The organism is Spiractinospora alimapuensis (assembly GCF_018437505.1).
GTDB lineage: Bacteria > Actinomycetota > Actinomycetes > Streptosporangiales > Streptosporangiaceae > Spiractinospora > Spiractinospora alimapuensis.
Window position 1 is genome coordinate 2,558,543 of sequence record NZ_CP072467.1, and the last position, 18,280, is coordinate 2,576,822.

Annotated in this window: 16 protein-coding genes; 6 read left to right on the forward strand and 10 right to left on the reverse strand. The window is 69.7% G+C overall.

From position 1 onward, the window contains the following. Window positions 1-51: 51 nt before the first annotated feature. Together J4H86_RS11680 and J4H86_RS11685 are read right to left on the reverse strand one after the other, a co-directional pair. Window positions 52-987 carry an aminoglycoside phosphotransferase family protein gene (locus J4H86_RS11680; RefSeq protein WP_236543525.1) on the reverse strand — a complete coding sequence of 312 codons (936 nt, stop codon included), beginning with the start codon at window positions 985-987 and terminating at the stop codon, window positions 52-54. A gap of 56 nt (window positions 988-1,043) precedes the next feature. Further along, complete coding sequence (locus J4H86_RS11685; RefSeq protein WP_394356485.1) at window positions 1,044-1,667, reverse strand: sirohydrochlorin chelatase; 624 nt, start codon at window positions 1,665-1,667, stop codon at window positions 1,044-1,046. Between the two features lie 468 nt (window positions 1,668-2,135). Between J4H86_RS11685 and J4H86_RS11690 the strand changes: the two genes are divergently transcribed. The 3 genes from J4H86_RS11690 (at window position 2,136) to J4H86_RS11700 (ending at window position 4,886) form a co-directional block, all read left to right on the forward strand. After that, on the forward strand, window positions 2,136-2,945 hold the full coding sequence (locus tag J4H86_RS11690) for an aminoglycoside adenylyltransferase domain-containing protein (protein ID WP_236543527.1): 810 nt from the start codon (window positions 2,136-2,138) through the stop codon (window positions 2,943-2,945). A gap of 225 nt (window positions 2,946-3,170) precedes the next feature. Continuing rightward, window positions 3,171-3,713, forward strand: a complete 543-nt coding sequence (gene def, locus J4H86_RS11695) for a peptide deformylase (RefSeq protein ID WP_236543528.1) — start codon at window positions 3,171-3,173, stop codon at window positions 3,711-3,713. Between the two features lie 195 nt (window positions 3,714-3,908). Next, window positions 3,909-4,886 carry a coiled-coil domain-containing protein gene (locus J4H86_RS11700; RefSeq protein WP_236543529.1) on the forward strand — a complete coding sequence of 326 codons (978 nt, stop codon included), beginning with the start codon at window positions 3,909-3,911 and terminating at the stop codon, window positions 4,884-4,886. A gap of 44 nt (window positions 4,887-4,930) precedes the next feature. On the opposite strand, the gene J4H86_RS11705 is transcribed toward J4H86_RS11700, so the two are convergent. From J4H86_RS11705 to J4H86_RS11715, 3 genes are read right to left on the reverse strand one after another with little or no spacing between them, the layout of a single operon-like run. Continuing rightward, window positions 4,931-5,488 carry a DUF7010 family protein gene (locus J4H86_RS11705; protein WP_236543530.1) on the reverse strand — a complete coding sequence of 186 codons (558 nt, stop codon included), beginning with the start codon at window positions 5,486-5,488 and terminating at the stop codon, window positions 4,931-4,933. A gap of 26 nt (window positions 5,489-5,514) precedes the next feature. Further along, entirely contained in the window at window positions 5,515-6,300 is a 786-nt protein-coding gene (locus J4H86_RS11710; protein ID WP_394356486.1) for an alpha/beta hydrolase, read from the reverse strand. 4 nt (window positions 6,301-6,304) lie between these two features. After that, window positions 6,305-7,219, reverse strand: coding sequence for a CPBP family intramembrane glutamic endopeptidase (locus J4H86_RS11715; RefSeq protein WP_236543531.1), 915 nt, complete (start codon window positions 7,217-7,219; stop codon window positions 6,305-6,307). Between the two features lie 208 nt (window positions 7,220-7,427). Here J4H86_RS11715 and J4H86_RS11720 point away from each other — a divergent pair, with 208 nt between their 5' ends. Continuing rightward, the gene (locus J4H86_RS11720; RefSeq protein WP_236543532.1) at window positions 7,428-9,581 is read left to right on the forward strand and encodes an elongation factor G-like protein EF-G2; all 2,154 of its coding nucleotides are present in this window, start codon (window positions 7,428-7,430) and stop codon (window positions 9,579-9,581) included. 112 nt (window positions 9,582-9,693) lie between these two features. On the opposite strand, the gene J4H86_RS11725 is transcribed toward J4H86_RS11720, so the two are convergent. Continuing rightward, the gene (locus J4H86_RS11725) at window positions 9,694-11,622 is read right to left on the reverse strand and encodes an amidohydrolase (RefSeq protein WP_394356487.1); all 1,929 of its coding nucleotides are present in this window, start codon (window positions 11,620-11,622) and stop codon (window positions 9,694-9,696) included. Between the two features lie 341 nt (window positions 11,623-11,963). Here J4H86_RS11725 and J4H86_RS11730 point away from each other — a divergent pair, with 341 nt between their 5' ends. Then, window positions 11,964-13,073 carry an acyltransferase family protein gene (locus J4H86_RS11730; protein WP_236543533.1) on the forward strand — a complete coding sequence of 370 codons (1,110 nt, stop codon included), beginning with the start codon at window positions 11,964-11,966 and terminating at the stop codon, window positions 13,071-13,073. Here the strand turns inward: J4H86_RS11730 and J4H86_RS11735 are convergent. Continuing rightward, entirely contained in the window at window positions 13,067-13,930 is an 864-nt protein-coding gene (locus J4H86_RS11735; RefSeq protein WP_236543534.1) for a CDP-alcohol phosphatidyltransferase family protein, read from the reverse strand. The genes J4H86_RS11730 and J4H86_RS11735 overlap by 7 nt on opposite strands. A gap of 131 nt (window positions 13,931-14,061) precedes the next feature. On the opposite strand from J4H86_RS11735, the gene J4H86_RS11740 reads away from it, so the two are divergent. Next, window positions 14,062-15,501, forward strand: coding sequence for a GuaB1 family IMP dehydrogenase-related protein (locus J4H86_RS11740; RefSeq protein WP_236543535.1), 1,440 nt, complete (start codon window positions 14,062-14,064; stop codon window positions 15,499-15,501). A gap of 155 nt (window positions 15,502-15,656) precedes the next feature. Here J4H86_RS11740 and J4H86_RS11745 read toward each other — a convergent pair whose 3' ends face one another. The 3 genes from J4H86_RS11745 to J4H86_RS11755 form a co-directional block, all read right to left on the reverse strand. After that, window positions 15,657-16,247: an OmpA family protein gene (locus tag J4H86_RS11745; protein ID WP_236543536.1), complete on the reverse strand. Its 591-nt coding sequence runs from the start codon at window positions 16,245-16,247 to the stop codon at window positions 15,657-15,659. Further along, window positions 16,247-16,843: a hypothetical protein gene (locus J4H86_RS11750; RefSeq protein ID WP_236543537.1), complete on the reverse strand. Its 597-nt coding sequence runs from the start codon at window positions 16,841-16,843 to the stop codon at window positions 16,247-16,249. The genes J4H86_RS11745 and J4H86_RS11750 overlap by 1 nt, the downstream gene beginning before the upstream one ends. A gap of 252 nt (window positions 16,844-17,095) precedes the next feature. Next, window positions 17,096-18,166: an RDD family protein gene (locus J4H86_RS11755; RefSeq protein WP_236543538.1), complete on the reverse strand. Its 1,071-nt coding sequence runs from the start codon at window positions 18,164-18,166 to the stop codon at window positions 17,096-17,098. Window positions 18,167-18,280: the final 114 nt, after the last annotated feature.

Here is an 18,280-nt window from a genome sequence, read left to right on the forward strand (position 1 = left end):
ACCGCCACGGACGAACGTCGCTACGCGGTGGAACGGGGGCGTCGGGGGTGGTCAGTAGTCACAGGTCTCCACGTCGGCCAGCTCGAGCAGTGTCCGGACGTGCGCCTCGGTCGCGTCGCCGTAGGTGCACCGCGCCACGGCGAGCAGCGGCGCCATGGCGGTGCAGACGTCCAGCAGCCGCTCCTCGGTGGTGCCGATCCGCGGCGCCAGGACGCGCACCCGACGGTCGACCTCGTCGCGGCTCTCCGCCTTCCACAGCGCCCAGTCGACCGCGTCGAAGGCGGGGTCGCCGAGGCATCCCTGGGGGTCGATGGCCACGAGTCCCCGGTTCGGACCGCCGTACAGAACGTGGTTGGGGTACAGATCTCCGTGCAGGGGGACCAGGGTCTCCTGCGAGTCCGCGAGAGCGCGGGCGCGTCCGAAGCCGCGGTGGAGGAGCGCCAGGGAGATCCGGTCGGCGGCGGGGCCCTCCGCCCGGCGCTGCTCCCAGTGATCGTAGAAGAAGTGGATCCGCCCGATCAGCGACCGCAACTGGGCGATCTGTCGGTCGGTCATGCGCACTTCGTGCAGTTCACTGAGCAGGTCGCCGACCTCGCCCATGTCCGGGACCACACCACGCTCGAAGACGGTGTCGCCCGGCTCTATGGCCTCCTGCAGCAGGACACCGGCGGACGGGTCAACCTCCAGGACGCGGGGTACCCGCCTGGACTCCTCCCAGAGGCGCAACATGCGTGCCTCCGCGGCGATCAGGCCGGCGTCGGGACCGACCTTGAGCATGCACGCCGTACCGTCGGCCCGCTGGCACCCGTAGACCGCGGAGGTCCGACCGCCGCGTCGGACACCGGTATAGGTGATCTTCCAGCGTTCCGCCACGGCGGTAAGGCGCTGCGGGAGTCCCGACGCCCAATGTCGGGCCCCGACCCCGAACCGTTCCACTAACAACGAGAGATGATCTTCGTCCACCGAACCCACTGTGACCCACTCCATACTCCTCACTGTACGGGGAAGGTCCCAACGCCCACGGAGCCCAGACGGCACAGGACTTACGCGCGCAGCCGGGTGGCCGCCGCGCGGTGCTGGGCGAGCAGCGCCTCCACGACGAAGTCCGCGGGCCACAGCGGATCGGCGACGGCCGTCGCCCCGACCTCACGCAGGAGTGCGTGGTCGGTGCCGCCGACCAGACGCCACGGGGCGACGGCGACGCGGTCCCTGCCGTCCCGCCGCATCCGCTCCACCGCGTCCAAGGCCGACGGATCCGAGGCGCGCACGTAACCGACCTGCACCGGGGCCTCGGCATGGCGGCGCAGCATGCGTGCGGCGAGCTCGACCTCGGTCCGTTCCTCGGCGTCGGTGACACCGTCGACCGCGAGCACCACGGCCTCTCCCCTGCGCCATCCGGCGGACTCCAGTCGGCGCACCAGGTGCGCGACGATCGACGGGGCCGCGCCGAGCGGCTCGACCGCGAAGGAGTCGAATCGGTTGTCCAGGTCGAGCGTGGCGAACTGGTGTGCGCTCGCGGTGTCCTCGCCGGCCAGGAACGCCGGAACCGCGATGACGGAGCGCTCCAGTTCCTCGATGAGCGCGGCCGCGTCGCCGTCGAACGCCGGTATGACCTCGACCTCATTGCGCGCGGCGGCCGCGTTCGCCAATTCGTTCAACGCGTCCATCCGCGTGGGGTCATTCGAGCCATCAGCAACAAGAACCATTGCCGGAACCATGTTCGTCTCCTTCGAACCGTCCCCCGAGGGGTCGCGAAATCGCCTCGGGCTGTCGTTCGAGAGAACGCGCGTCGCGCACGCGAAATCGCGACTGCGTGTGACGCACAGCCGCCGGTCGCCGTCCCTCCAGTCGGCGACGAATTCGCGGATCACCCGAGGGGGATTATCGCTGGGCGGAAATATCAGTATATGCGGGAAGTAACGTTTTCGCCATAATGATCAGTGTTATCCACACCACCAGAATCAAATCCACTTACCATTCTTCGCTTGGACTGACCGGAATGGGAACCTCCCGGTCCACGGCCTCACCTGCTAGATGACCGTGTCGGGCGACTTGCCAAGGCCGTGCGCGGATCCCACACTGAGATGAGGGCAGGCGCCGCGCCCGTGAAGACGGCCTGACTGGAGACCTGACGCATGCCGATTCACCCCCATGTGCAGACCGTCGCAGAAGCGTTTCTCAGCGCAGCCGATTCCGAGGCCCCTGGCCTGGTCGAGGGCCTCTACCTGACCGGGTCGGTCGCGTTGAGCGACTTCCGGCCCCACGTGTCCGACATCGACTTCGTGGTCGTGACGGCGCGCACATGTCGGGACACCGACCGCGACGCGCTGCGTCGCGTCCACGCCCGGGTACGGGCCGCGCACTCGCGTCCGCAGTTCAACGGGATCCACGTGACGTGGGAGGACCTCGCCAACGACCCACGCGCCTGCTCCGCCGTCCCCTCCGTGCTCAGCGGACGTTTCCGCTCCCGCGCCAGCGCCGACGTCAACCCGGTGACCTGGCGGGTGCTCGCGGAGAAGGGCATCGCGATGCGCGGCCCCCTCCCGGTGGAGCTGGACGTCTGGGACGAGCGCGAGGGCCTGCTGTCGTGGTCCATGGGCAGCCTGGACGAACAGTGGCGGCGCTGGCGCGCGAAGGCGGGGCGGCTGCTCACCCCGCGTGGGCTGGCGGTACTCGGCTCGCTCGCGCCCTCCTGGAGTGTGCTGAGCGTGAGCCGGCTCCACTTCACCCTGCGCACCGGCGAGATCACCTCCAAGTCCGGTGCCGGCTTCTACGCGTTGCACGCCTTCGAGGAGCGCTGGCGCACCGTCGTCAACGAGTGCCTCCGGGTCCGGCGCGGGTCCAGCGTTCCGTCGCTCTACCCCAACTCCCTCGCCCGCCGCCGTGCCGCCCTCGATTACATCGAGATGGTGCTGGACGACGCGCTCCACCCCAGCCCGGCCTAAGCCCCCACCCCCACCCCGTGGATCTTGCTGCCAGCGACAACCTGGGCGCCATCAGATGCGACAGCTGCAAGATCAACGAAGGGGAGGCAGTTGGAGGTCCGCACTGACCCACCCACCGGACACCTTCACTCTCAGGGCATGAGACGCGGTGCAGCCAACAGAGTCGCCCCATCGTCCGAAACCGACCGCGCCGACCCACCCACCGGACACCTTTACTCTTGGGGCATGACCTACCGCCCCATCGTCCGGTTCGGCGATCCGGTTCTGACGACGCCGACCGAACCCGTCACGAGCTTCGGTCAGGACACGCGGAAGCTGGTGCGGGACCTCTTGGACACCGTGGACGCGCCCGGGCACGCTGGGGTCGCGGCGACGCAGATCGGTGTGAGCCAGCGGGTCTTCAGTTACAACGTCGAGGGCACGATCGGCTACCTCATCAACCCTTCGATCGTGGAGCTGTCGGAGGATACCCAGGACGGTGAGGAGGGGTGCCTGTCCATTCCGGGCTTGTACTTCCCCACGGTCCGCGCGCAGCACGCGGTGGCCAGGGGTGTTGATCTCGACAATGAGCCGGTGACGCTCGAGGGGTCCGGTCTGATGGCCCGGTGCCTACAGCATGAGATCGACCACCTCGACGGCATGCTCTACGTCAGCCGGCTGGAGCGTGAGTTGCGCCGTACCGCGATGCGTCAGATCCGTCAGTCGGAGTGGTTCCTCCCGGATCAGGAACCGGTCAAGGGCGGACTCCCGAGCGCTTTCGGGGGTTGATTGCCCTGACCATGGGGCCGGCCCTGGCACGCCCCACCTGAAACACCCGGCTCACCCGACTAGGCAGATCACACATCGATCACATATGGTGCCGGCCGGGACATTTTTCCCTTCCGGGGGCCCTCCGCCGGGCTTCGAGTCCCTCTTCGATGCCGAGTGCCCCGGTGACCCCACTGTCTCCGACGGAGTTTCTCAGTGAGTGACAGATCTACCTCCTTTTGCCTGAACGCCCACGGCACGCGGCGTATCGCCGTGGGCGTCGTGGCCCTGGCCCTCGGCCTCACCACGTTGACGCACCCGGCGGCGGCCGACGATCTGGATGATCTCGACCTCGACGAGCTCAACGATCGCGCGGAGGAACTGGAAGAGGAGTACGACGGCGAAGTGCCGGAGTTCACCAACGCCAAGGAGGAGGCCGAGGCGGCGCAGGAGGAACTGGACCAGGTCAACGAGGACCTGGAGGCCGCGCGCCAGCGCGTGTCGCAGCTCGCCGCCGCCCAGTACCGCGGCTCGGGTCTGGATCCCACGATGGAGCTCATGGTCTCCTCCGATCCCGAGAACGTGTTGGAGGACGCCAGCGTGGTGGGCCACATGGCGCACCGGGAGAGCGGACTCGTGCTGAACCTCGTCGACGCGAAGGCGGAGTCGGAGGACGCCGCGGACACCGCCGCGGAGGCCCTGTCCGCGGCCGAGGAGATCATCGAGGACCTCGAGAGCCGCCGTGACGAGGTCGCGGAGCGCATCGAGGAGTTGGAGGCGGAGGAGCTTCCAAGTGGTGGCGGCGACGGCACCATCCCCGAGAGTGTCAAGGGCTGGGGATGGGACGGGGCGACGCCGCGGATGGCGGCCGCGCGCGATGAGATCATCATGGAGCTCGGGACCCCCTACGACGTGGGATGCCTGCGGCCGGGCGACCCCGGAGACCACGGCACCGGAAACGCCTGCGACTGGATGATGAGCGTGGGCGGGACGATGCCCACGGACGAGAACCTGGCCTGGGGCGACGCGATCGCCGACTACGCCATCGAGAACGCCGACCGGCTCGGCATCAAGTACGTGATCTGGAAGCAGCGAATCTACGACACCCGGACCTCCGGTGGCTGGTCACAGATGGGCGACCGCGGCAGCATCACCGAGAACCACTGGGACCACCCGCACATCTCCGTGTTCTGAGCCGACCGGCACACGCCACCCCCGATGGACTGTGGCCGGGCGGGCTATCCGATCCCTCGGTGAAGGGTCAGGAAGAGCAGCGCGGTCGACAGGAGCAGGCCACCGGTCAGGAAACAGACCCGTGCCGGTGCCGCCTGTCGTCGGGTCTCCGAAGTGGTGAACATTACCGTGGCCGTGCCCAGGGAGATCATGAGGGCCATCACGATGTAGACCGGCGTTTGGTACAGCCACGAATAGAGCACGAAGTGCATCGACGTGATCCCCGCGAAGGCCAGGGGCACGAGGGTGTACTGCTGCTTGACGACGAGGTAGATCAGGAACGGTAGTCCCAGAAGTTGGGAGGTCCCGACCAGGATCGACAGTTGCGTGATCTCCTCCGCGACGGGCCGATCCTGACCCACCGCCCCGATCAGTGCCGAGAGGGCAAAGGCCACGGGGAAGGCGACCATGCCCTGGAACAGCGTGGCGAGGGCGGCCGTCCTCGCTGACGCCCACCGCCAGAGGGCGCCGCAGATCAGCCAGGTCGCGCCGTAGGCCGAGAGGAAGGCCACGCCGGACACGTTCTCCTCGGCGAGGAGCCGCAGCGACTCAACCAGTTCCATTGTCGCCCCTCCGCCGCCCGTGTCCCTCACTCCGTGGAGAGGCGTTCCGCGACCCACTCGGCGATGCTGTCGACCAGTTCCTCGGTCATGGCGGACTCGCCGTGCCGGAGTCCGGGCACCAGCCACAGCTCCTTGGGTTCGTTGGCGGCCTCGTGGATGCGTTGGGCGTGTTCGACCGGGAAGTAGTCGTCGCTGTCCCCGTGGATGACGAGCAGTGGTCTGGGAGTGACCGAGCCGGCGAGCTCCGTGGGGTCCGGTGGGATCGGGTCCCACTCGTGCCGCGTGACCCGGACGTTGCGGGACATGCGGAGGAAGAAGCGACCGATACGGTGCTCGACCCCGATGTGCAGTAGCCGCATGCGCAGGGTGCCGCGGTAGTACCAACGGCTGGGCCCGGACACGGCGACGACCGCGTCCACTCCCCCCATGAGCGCGGCGTGCCGGATGGCCACGGAGGCACCCATGGAGAAACCCACCGTGACGATGCGGGTGTAACCCCGCTCCGTGAGGTGGTCGACGACGGCCCGCAGGTCGTGGATCTCGCGGTCGCCGACCGTACTCTCGCCCGTCGACCCGTGGTGACCACGGAAGTCGAAGGACATGACGTCGGCGACGCGCAGTAGCCCGCTCGCGATCCTCCGGTTGGGTTCCATGCGCCAGCCGCCGGTGAATCCGCTGGCGACGACGATGACGTTGTCACGGGGCTCGGCGGCGGTCAGCAGCGCGGTCTCGAGCTCGACACCGTCGCGCGTGGTGACCATGCCCCGTTCGGGTTCTGGGAGATGGGCCGAGGCCCGCACCGTTTCGGACACGTCTTCATGGTGCCCGATGACGGCGTCCCTTACCGGTCATCAACAGCAGGGAAACGCCCAAGAGGACGTGAGCCACGATCGCGACGACGAGGCTGCCGGTACCCAGGTAGAGGACCATGTAGAGCACGCCGAGGAGTCCGGGGCCGAGGAGTCCGCGCCAGCCCTGGTAGATGTGGCCCACCGCGTAGAGCACGCAGGAGACCGGGGCGACGATCCAGAGGGGCAGCCCCATGCTCACCCCGAAGGTGACCAGGAACCCGCGGTAGAGAAGTTCCTCGGCGATGGCGGCGACGATGGTGGCCAGGAACGACATGCGTCGCTCGGACCGGGTTCGCGGTGCGAGGACCTCGCCCTGCGCCGAGTCGTCCTCGTCGTGTCGCTCGGTGGACGGGCTGAACGTCTGCGTCGCCGCACCGTGCGGCTCCGCCCCGGGGGGAGCTCCGTAGGGGTCCGCCGGGGGCGGGAAGGCCTGCGTGTGGGCGCCGTTGTCCGGCGGGCCGTACTCCTCGGGTGGGGAGTATCCCTCGGGAGGGCCAAGCTGGTCCGGCGGACCGGTGGGCGCGCGTGATCCACGCAGGAGCGGGAGCAGGAACGCCACGCCGATGGCCGCCGCGAAAGCGAGGACGGCACCGATGAGCGGGATGAGGTTGTGCGGGACGCGGAGTCCCAGGTCGCCGAAGGCGACACCGGGCGAGAGCACGATCGCGGCGACCACGGCCAGGATCCACACGGCGTGGACGGCCATCGCGATGAGATAGGTACGGGTCAGCGCGCGGCGGTCCCGCACCCGCCTACGTTCCAGGCGGCGGTACAGCCACCGGTTGACCAGAGGTTCCCCCACCGCGGCGTAGACCAGCAGCGCCAGTCCCACCGGCGCGATGAGAAGGGTGAACTCGGGATTCACGTCGGACCAGGGCACGTGGGACAGCCTAGGAGATTCCCGGACCGCTCGGACACGTCCGCTCGTCCCGCCGACCCACGGCCACCTCCCGTTGTTCGTTCCAGGACTACCACACCCCGGGGAACCTGGGCGTCCCCTCTTGTGATATAGGCGCTCCGGGTAGACGGTTAGTAGTGGCACGTGTCACACCGGACACGGTTCGACCGATGGCTGGGAGGCGATGAGCATGGCTGAGAAGAACGGTCCGGCGACCGCCGGCAGGGCACCGACGGCCGACCGTCCCACGCGGATACGCAACGTGGCGGTGGTCGGCCCTTCCGGAACCGGGAAGACGACCCTCACCGAGGCCCTGCTCTTCCACGCCGGCGCCACCACCCGCCAGGGGCGGGTCGAGGACGGGACCACGGTCAGCGACTTCGACGACGTCGAAACCCGCCAGGGACGCTCGGTCAACCTCACGCTGTCGCCGTTCCAGTGGGGCGACATCAAGATCAACCTGCTGGACACCCCCGGATACGCCGACTTCCTCGGCGACCAACGCGCCGGGATCCGCGGCGCCGACGCGGTCCTGTTCCTCGTCTCCGCCGTGGACGGTGTCGACGCCCGCTCCCGACTGGCCTGGGACGAGTGCGCAGCGGTCGAGGTGCCCCGCGCGATCGTGATCACGAAGTGCGACCATCCCCGAGCCGACTTCCCCGGCGTGGTGGCCCAGTGCCAGGAGGCGTTCGGCGCCGACTCCCTCCCGGCGTTCGTTCCGGTCCGGTCCGGCACGGGCGACGCCACCACACTCACCGGGATCCTCACCCTGCTGTCCCAGCGCTACTACGACTACTCCTCGGGCACCCGGCACGACGCCACCCCACCGGAGGACCTGACCCTGGAGATGGAGGGCGAGCGGGCCGCGCTGATCGAGGGGATCATCCAGGAGAGTGAGGACGAGGCGCTCATGGAGCGCTATCTCAGCGGAGAGGACATCGACGCGGCGTCACTGGCCGACGACCTCCGCGCCGCGGTCGCGCGTGGCGGCTTCCACCCGATCGTCCCCGTCTCTGCCACGACCGGCATCGGTGTCCTGGAGCTGCTGGACGAGATCCCCACGGCGTTCCCCTCACCGGTCGAACGCTCCGCCCGCACGGCGACGGACGCGACCGGCCGAGAGCGGGCCGTCCCCTGCGATCCCGACGGCCCGTTGGTGGCCCAGGTGCTGAAGACCATCAACGACCATTACGTCGGCCGGATCAGCCTGGTCCGTGTCCTGTCCGGACGTCTGGCCGCCGACGCCACGGTGCGCGTGAGCCACGCTCGCGTCGACACGGATCCACAGCGGCTCGCCGACAGCGACGAACGCGTCGGGGCGGTGTCGGCGCCCCTGGGCAAGCAGTCCCGCTCGGCGGGTGAGGTCATGGCCGGGGACATCTGCGCCGTCGCCAAGTTGAGCCAGGCGGAGACCGGCGACACGTTATCCGCGCCCCAGACACCCCTGCGCCTGGAGGCGTGGTCGTTCCCGGAACCGCTGCTGCCGACCGCCCTGCGCGCCCGGTCGAAGGCCGACGAGGACAAGCTCGCGCAGGCGGTGGCCAAGCTCTCCGAGGAGGACACCACACTGCGGGTCGAGGTGAACGCCGAGACCCACCAGATGGTGCTCTGGTGCCTGGGTGAGGCCCACCTCGACCTGGTGATGGACCGGCTCGCCAACCGACACGGTGTGGCGGTGCTCGACGAGCCGGTGCGGGTGCCGCTGCGGGAGACGTTCACGGTCCCCGCCCAGGGCCAGGGGCGCAACGTGAAACAGACCGGCGGACACGGAGAGTACGGGGTCTGCAACATCGAGGTCGAACCCCTTCCCTCGGGATCGGGACTCCAGTTCGTGGACAAGATCGTCGGCGGGGTGGTGCCGCGCCAGTTCATCCCGTCGGTGGAGAAGGGCGTCCGTAACCAGATGGAGCAGGGCGTCGTCGGCGGCTACCCCGTGGTCGACATCAAGGTCACGCTCTATGACGGCAAGGCCCACTCGGTGGACTCCTCCGACAGGGCCTTCCAACGCGCGGGCAAACTCGCCCTCAAGGACGCGGCCGAACGGTCGACACTGACCATGCTGGAGCCGATCGACACGGTGTCGGTGCTGGTGAACGACGAGTACGTCGGCGCGGTGATGAGCGACCTGTCCGCCCGCCGCGGCCGCGTGCTGGGCAGCGAGCCCGCCGGGAACGGCCGCACGGTGATCCGCGCCGAGGTTCCGGAACTGGAGATCACCCGCTACGCGATCGATCTCCGCTCGGTGTCCCACGGCACCGGGACCTTCACCCGCAGCTATCTCCGCTACGAACCGCTCCCACCCCAGCTCGCCCAGAAACACCACGACGCGGACGACGCTCCCTAGCTGCCCGCCCGGTGGGGTGGCGGGCAGCACCCCCACCCGTGCGGGGCCCAGTCCGGCAGGGCCCCGCACCGCGGTCACGTGTCCGGGCGGGGACCGATCGAGGGAGGTCCACTCAGAGTTCGTAGGCCTGGTTGGGGCCCGGGCCGTGTGGGCCGTCGTCGTCGGGCGGGACGACGGGCGGGCCGGCGGGGGGTGGTGGTGGCGGGTAGGGGGCGGCGGGGTCGAAGGTGAAGGCGGGTTGGCCGCCGGAAGGGGTTGGGGGTGCTCCGTGGAAGGGGGCCGGACCGGCCGGGTCGAAGGTGAAGGGCGGCGGGCCGTCCGGCGGCTCCTGGGCCCCACCCTCCATCGGGCCCTCGGACGGTGGCGGCGCCGCGAGAGGCGCGCCCTGGGGCGGTGGCGGAGGCGGCGGCGCCGCGAACGCGGGCCCTGACGGCGGAGGGGGAGGTGGCGCGGCGGGACCGGGGGGAACCACGGGCTCGGGCCCCGCGGGCGCCGGGCCCTCGACGACGTCACCGAGGAGTTCCGGCATGTCCGCCTGCTGAGTCATCACGGCGGGCTCCACCGGGTGGGGTGCGCCGTCGTCGACGATCGGGGGTGTTCCACCGCCGCCGTCGGTGTCGTCGAGGTGGATCGCGAGCGCCGGTCCGGTCTCGGGGGCGGCCGGCGCGAACTGCGCCGGCTCGGCGTCGGCCTCCGTGAGGCCGCCGGGGACGGCGAGCGGCGTCGCCGGGACCTCCTCCGTGCCGAGGTAGCTCATCGCCGCGACCGTCATCGCGGCGACACCGGCCCGCAGGGTCGGTTCCCGGTCCGGGGCGAAGAACGGGGAGTGGTTCTCCGGGACGTTCACGAGCTTCTCGTAGGGGGTGTCGCCCGGCGCCTTCTCCCATACCTCGTGCGGAGTGCCCCCGAGCAGCCAGTAGACCGTCGGGATCGGGTCCTCGGAGTCCGGGAGACCGAACTCGCCACAGTCCTCGCTGCCGGTACGGGGGTCGAGCAGGTCCACCACATGGGGTTCGCCGAAGTAGGCGCGGTGCGCGGCGCGCACTTGGTCGGTGTTGCCGGGATCGTTGGCCGTCGGGGCGACGCGCGCCTTGAGGGTGACCTCGGGCTCGCGGGGCGCGGCGGCGGCCAGGGCCTCGGCCTGGATGACGCGCCGGACCGCGGCCTCCACCCGCGCGTGGACGGCCAGGTCGAAGGCCCGGATGTCGACCTCGAAGTAGGCCTCGTCCGGGATGATGTTGCTGCGGGAGCCCGCCGAGAGGACGCCCACCGTCACCACGGCCATGTCGGTGGGATCGACCTCGCGGGCGACGATGCCCTGGAGCCGGGTGACGATGTTGGCGACGACCAACACCGGGTCCACCGTGGCGTGGGGGCGTGAGGCGTGGCCGCCCCGGCCGAAGACGCGCACGCCGTAGGAGGCGGCGGCCGCGAACATGGTGCCCTCGCGGTGGATGACCATGCCGGCCGGGTAAGGGCCGACGTGCTGCGCGAGCACCACGTCCGGGCGCGGCGCGATGGAGTACAGGCCGTCCGCGAGCATCGCCCGCGCGCCGGACACCGTCTCCTCGGCCGGCTGGGCGACGATCACCAGGGTGCCCTGCCAGTTGTTCCGCGCGCTGGAGAGCAGGTCCGCGGCGCCGACCAGGCAGGCGGTGTGCAGATCGTGGCCACAGGCGTGCATCACCGGGACGTCGGAGCCGTCGACGTCAGTCGCCCGCGCCGTGCTCGCGTAGGGGAGCCCGGTGCGCTCCAGGATGGGAAGGGCGTCCATGTCGCCCCGGAGCAGGACGGTGGGTCCGTCGCCGTTGCGCAGCACCCCGACCACACCGGTGCCGCCGACGCCCGAGGTGACCTCGAACCCACACCGGTTGAGCCACTCCGCGACGGTGCGCGCGGTACGGAACTCCTGGTTGGACAGTTCCGGGTTGTGGTGGAGGTCGACGTAGATTCCTTCGACGAGAGGGAACACCTCTTCGGCGAGCGGCATGATGGCACTCGCGTGGCGTGCGGTCGTCTGCGGGTCGAGCGCTCGCGGCACTGATCCACCGCCTTCCCGGGTGTTGGCGCCGATGCCGGCGCACCGTGCTCGGCGTCACTCGACGCCATACCGGACGCGGGGGCGTAGGAGCACGGTTGGTTGTCTGATTGTCTCGGCCGCTCCACAGCGGCGCAAACGCGGCCCATCATCCGTGGAGGGGATGAACATGGCTGGGCCGCCAGAAGGGTACCAATCGACGTGACTCTATCGTTATATCCTTGTAGGATCGCGTAGCTAACGGGCCACAGACCGGACATCGCATTTCACTCGTCGGCCCACGCGCTCCGCACCGCGCAGTTTCCCCCTGAACAGTTGTCTCCGAGACGAGTCGGGAGTCCTCAGTGACCGCGACACGCACCCCAGACGCGCCTCAACGCTCCGCTCCCGCGGCGGCCTCCGGGCGCGACGCGCACTTAGATAATGCGAAGTTCCTCCTGATCGTGTTGGTCGTGCTGGGGCACGCCTACGCTCCGATCAGGGACACCCTCCTGACGGAGACGCTGTACAAGTGGATCTACCTGTTCCACATGCCGGCGTTCGTCCTGATCTGTGGGTACCTCTCCAAGTCCTTCGACGGTTCCGGCCGTCGGGTGGAGAAGCTGGTGACAGCGGTAGGTGTTCCCTACCTCATCTTCTGGACCGTGTACTCGATCCAGGCCTACACCTCCGACCGGGGCGTGCCCACGTCACCGTTGGAGCCCATCTGGATCACCTGGTTCCTGGTGGCCCTGTTCATCTGGCGGCTGAGCACTCCGCTGTGGAAGGCCATGCGCTGGTCCGTGGTGATCGCGGTGGTGATCTCGGTGGCGGCGGCCGGACTCGTCACCGGCGACATCCTGATGCTGTCCCGCGTGCTCAGCCTGCTGCCGTTCTTCGTGCTGGGCCTCTTCCTGGAGCCGAAGCACCTGACCCTGCTGCGTTCCCCCGCGGTACGCGTGGTGTCGGTACTGGTGGTGGCCGCCACCCTAGCGTTCGCCGCGCTGTACCTCGTCGACATGAGCACGGAGTGGGTGTACTGGCGGGAGAGCCTGGAGGACCGCGAAGTCGACCTGCTGCCGCTGGGGCTGCCGGCGCGGATGGTCTTCCTCGGACTGGCGTTGGTGCTCTCGCTGGCGTTCCTGTCCCTCGTACCGGGGCGCCAGATGTGGTTCACCAAGCTGGGTGAGTACACGATGTTCGTGTTCCTGCTGCACGGTCTGCCGATCCGGATCGCCGATCAGTTGGGTCTCTACGACCTCGTCGACGGCTACGTCGCGCTGGCGGTCACGACCGCGGCCTCGCTCCTGCTGTCGGTGCTGCTGTGCACCCGCCTGGTGCGCAGGGCGACGTCGTGGGCCGTGGAGCCCTCGGCCGACTGGCTGCTACGCCGGAAGGCGCGGGACACGGGGCCGGGTGAGAAGGCGAACGCGACGGCGGGACCCGAGAAGGAACCCGCCGTCAGCCGTCAGTGAGCGGCGCGGCGCGCGGCGGTGACCCGACGCGCGTAGCGCCACAGTCGGTACACGATGACGGCCTCGAACAGCAGTAGTCCCACCGTGGCCAGCACGGTGACCGTGCCGATGAGACTGTGGAGTGGGCTGACGAGGGTGATGATGGCGGTGAGCGGCGCGACGACGCACACCGCCATCTCGAACTCGATACCGCTCACAAGGTGGGTGCGGACACGGTGACGTGCCAGACAGGCCCGGACCCCGCCGCCCGCGCCAGCGGGCGTGGCGACGGAGGTCGGCTCCGCGCCTTGCGGCTCCGCGGACTCGTCCTCGGCGGAGACGGGTTCGGCGTCGCGTGAGGCCTCCACGGCCTCCGGATGCTCCACCAGGAAGAGTTTGCGGCGCGTCGCGGCCACCTGCGGACCGTTCAGGTAGCGCAATAGGTCGACGAAGGCCGCCACCGGGGCGAGCAGCAGGTAGAGAACCTCGCCCGTGTGCGCCCACTGGCCGATCATCAACGCCATCATGCAGCCGAAGAAGCGCACCCGGTCGAAGATGAAGTCGACCCAGCCGCCGAACTCCGAACCGGTCCCCTTCAGGCGGGCGATCTTGCCGTCCATGCAGTCCAGGACGAAGCTGAGGTGGAACAGCACCGCGCCGAGCACCAGCCAGGGCCACGTGCCCATCGCGAAGGAGACCGCCGAGCCGACCCCCAGCAGCCCCGCCCCCAGGGTCAGGTGGTTGGGCGTGAGCGAGGTGTGGTTCGCGGTCAGCACCACCAGGCGTCCCGCCAGCGGGTCGACCAGGAAAACGGTCCACCAGGAGTCGAGCTTCTTGTAGGTTCCCTTGACCTCGGCCAGGGTGTAGTTCCGTGCCACGCTCGGACCCGTTCTCCTGTCGTTCCCTTGGGGCGTAGCCGGCACCAGGTGATCACGCGGGCCATAATGGAAAATGTCAGGGTCGTCACCGATTCCGGCTGGCGGCCACCCGCGAGTCACTGAGGTGCGGCGTGCGCTATCTCCATGACGAGATGCCCGGTTTCGACCTGACCTATAACGACGTGTTCATGGTTCCCCAACACTCCACGGTGGGGTCCCGGCTGGATGTGGATCTTACCGCCCAAGACGGAACCGGAGCGACGATCCCCCTCATCGCCGCCAACATGACGGCGGTGTCGGGCCGGCGGATGGCGGAGACGATGGCGCGTCGCGGTGGGTTCGCCGTCATCCCGCAGGACATCCCGATCCAGGTGGTCACCGAGGTCGTCCAGTGGGTCAAGGGGCGGCATCCCGTCTTCGACACCCCGATCACCCTCACGCCGCGCGCCACGGTGGGTGAGGCCATCAACCTGCTGCCCAAGCGCGCGCACAACGCGGTCATCGTGACCGATGACGACCGCCGTCCGGTGGGGGTCGTCACCGGGGAGGACTGCACGGGGGTCGACCGGTTCACCCAGTTGCACGAGGTCATGTCCCGGGACCTGCTCACACTGTCCGACACGACCGACCCCGTGGACGCGTTCGCCACGCTGCACGACTTCCGCCACCGGTTGGCGCCGGTGGTCGACGCGTCGGGCGCGCTGGTCGGCGTGCTGACCCGAACCGGTGCCCTACGCGCGACCCTCTACACCCCCGCGGTGGACGGTGACGGCGGCCTGCGGATCGCCGCCGCGCTCGGGGTGAACGGTGACGTCGCGGGCAAGGCCAAGGCGCTCATCGCCGCCGGGGTGGACACCCTGGTGGTCGACACCGCGCACGGGCACCAGGAGAAGATGCTGGCCGCGCTGCGCCTGGTACGCGAGCTGGATCCGACCGTCCCGATCGCGGCCGGCAACGTCGTCACCGCCGCCGGGGTGCGGGACCTCGTCGAGGCGGGCGCCGACATCGTGAAGGTCGGCGTCGGCCCCGGTGCCATGTGCACCACGCGCATGATGACCGGGGTCGGTCGGCCCCAGTTCTCCGCCGTCGTGGAGTGCGCGGAGCAGGCTCGCGAACTCGGCCGCACCGTATGGGCGGACGGGGGCGTGCGCCACCCGCGTGACGTCGCGCTCGCGCTCGCCGCGGGCGCGAGCAACGTGATGATCGGCTCGTGGTTCGCCGGCACCTACGAGTCCCCGGGGGACGTGCAACGGGACCCGCAGGGCCGGCAGTACAAGGAGAGCTACGGGATGGCGTCGGCGCGCGCGGTGCAGTCCCGGTCCGCGAAGGACTCCGTCTTCGACCGGGCGCGCAAGGCGTTGTTCGAGGAGGGCATCTCCTCGGGTCGGATGTACCTGGACTCCGAGCGTCCGGGTGTGGAGGACCTGATCGACGAGATCGTCGCCGGTGTGCGGAGTTCGATGGCCTATGCCGGCGCCTCCAGCCTGCGGGAGTTCGCCGAGCGCGCCATCGTCGGCGTCCAGACCGCCGCCGGGTACACCGAGGGCGCTCCCACGCCGACCAGTTGGTGACGGCGTCGGGCTCGCTCCGAGCCGGAGTCGGTCGCCGGGCCCGCGGGTGATCCGGGGCCCGGCGACCGACTCCGTCCGTACTCCGCCCGTACACCTCAATCCGGGAGCGGGCGTGGTGTCAGCGACGAGCGTCGACAGCCGCTGGAGCTATGTTCCTATCCGCCGTAGCTGATCTCCACCCGACGGTTCTGCGCCGCCGCGTCGGGGTTGTCCTCGGTCTCGGCCACGACCGGATCGTCCATGCCGCGGCCACTCGAATCGAGGTCGGCGCCGTCGAGCCGCTCGCCCAGGGCGTCGGCGACCGCGTCCGCTCGTTCCTCGGAGAGCTGCTGGTTGTAGTCGGCGTCACCGACGCCGTCGGTGTGCCCCACGATTTCGACCGTGCCGGTGACGTCCGCCAGGTCGGCGGCGATGTCCTCGATCGTGGACTCGGCGCGGGAGGTCAGATCGGCCTCGTCGAAGTCGAACAGGACGTCGGAGGCCACGGTGACGGTGGTGACGTCCCCCTCCACGTCCTCGGCCGCGAGGGGTTGGACGGACTCCTCCAGCAGCAGGGAGGAAACGGACTCCTCCAGTCCCAGGTCGAGGATCGACTCGTCGATGGCGTCCATCGGCACGGGGGACTGTTCCACCTCCTCCGGCGGGGCGTCCTCGGCGGAGTCGGCGTTCGCGGCTGGGGCGAGAGGGAACGTCATCGCGATGGCGCCGAGGAGGATGACGCCTCGGCCCGGTCTCGGCCACTCCATCAGCGCACCAGGGGAATCTCGGTGAAGGGCGGGTAGTCACCGATGTAGACGTCCATGGTTTCCACGTCCTCGGGCGGAGCGGCGAAGGCCGCGCCGAAGGACAGGGTGTCGCCGTAGTCGAACGCCTCGTGCGCGTTGATCCCGATGGACTGCTCGTTCTCGTCCATCACGGTCGCGTGCCGGTTTCCGTTGTCGTTGTCGACGAGATAGACCGTCAGGTAGGAGCGCCAGTGGTCCCAGAGGGTCGGTCGTCCCGACCGTCCGTTGCCTTCGGGATCCTCCACCGTCATCGATAGTGAGAGCTGCGCCAGCTCCCCCTGCACCTTGAGCTCGTGGATCTCGAAGTGCGCGCTTCCTCCCTCGAGGTCGGGCACGTCGTAGGTACCCTCGGCGACCACGTTGTCGGTGTCGGCCGCCCCCGGTTCCGCCTCGGCGGCGTCAGTACCGCCGTCGCCACCGTCCGCGCCGTCCTCTCCGTTGTCGCCGTCGTCGGAGCCCAGAAGTCCGCATCCGCTGGTGAGCAGGATCAGGGACAGCGCGAGGGCGCCTGTGTGTCGTCGAATAATGACAAACCATGGTGTCGGATCATGATCCACATGGCAATGTGCCGAGAAATATCATTAGCCGACGACGGCGACACGATCCCGGCGCAGGGTCGTTCGCCCCGCGGACATCACCGTGGTCGTCCGACCGCCGGACGTGGGGTCGACGGCGGCTCGCTCGCCCGCGCCGGCGAGGCTTCGCGGTTGACGCTCGAGGGCCAACCGACGGCACCCCCGCTGCCCCGCGCGCCAAGCCCCGCGCACTGTCAGCCCACGACGCACATGGCACTGTGATGAGAATTACCATTAGCCGACGGCGGCCGTAGCGGGTCGTTCCTCCTCGTCGGGAAGTCGGAGCAGCACCATGCGGGTCGGCGGCCGGCCCTCGATGCTGAAGCGGGTGGCGACTCGGAGTCCCGTGACCAGGTCCAGCAGCCCCGCACGCTCGGGGTGGACCAGCGCGGGCGCCGCGTGGACGGCGAGAACCACCAGGCTCCACATCGGCAGGCCGAGGCTGAACAGAGCGACCACCGGACCGTAGAAGAGGAGCCCCCGAACGACGACCCGGACGCGGGGCGCCGTCTCCTCAGCCCGCTGGAGGGCGAGGCCCGTCGCGAGACGCCCGATCGTGGCCCGGCCGGTGGTCACCTGGGGCAACACCAACCCAAGCACCACCGCGCATCCGACGAGGGCCACGGTCGCGGGCCGTGCGAGCGAGGTCCCGCGAAGCAGCTCGGCGAGCAGCGTCGCCGCCGACCACCAGATCGCGAGGTCGATACCGACGGCGAGGAGCCGACGGGAGAGCGTCGGAGTCCCCCAGTCCGGGACCGCGCCGGGCCAACCACGGGGAAGCCACTGGTTGGTGAACCGCGCCACGGCCCAACCGAGCCCCGCGCCCAGCGCCCCGCCCAGGAGGCCAACGAGCGCGGGTGTCGCGCTCACCATCGGGTCGGCCCCGAGGTCCGCCACCACTCCGGTACAGGCTGGGGAGGCCTCGGCGCGCGCCAGCGCGGCCACCAGGCCCACTCCCCCACCGACGAGCAGCGTGACCAGCACACCCCGGCGGTAGCGGTGCCAGGACAGGAACCCGACGGCCATGGCCAGCACACCGAGAACGAGGGAGGTCAGGACGTTCCCCACGGTGCCCGTGCCGGCACCGGTCCCGCCCACGCAGCCGCCCACAGGCCAGACCACGAACACGGCACCACCGGCGGCCACGATCGGCACCGCGCGCGTCACCTTCCCGGGCCACCCACCCAGACGCCCATAGCGGCGATGCTCCACCCCCAGGTAGCAGGCGGCGAACGCCGCGATCAGCCCTACCGCCACGGCACCCCACAGGCCCAGGTCCCGCCATCCGTCTTCGATCGCTCCCATGGGTCCGTCAGGCTAGTCCGTAGTTGATCGACTCCGCAGTGTTTTGCGCTATTTGGTGGTGGTCGGACCGCGCGGGAGGCCGCGCTGGGGGCTCTCCCGGAATGACGGTGAAGA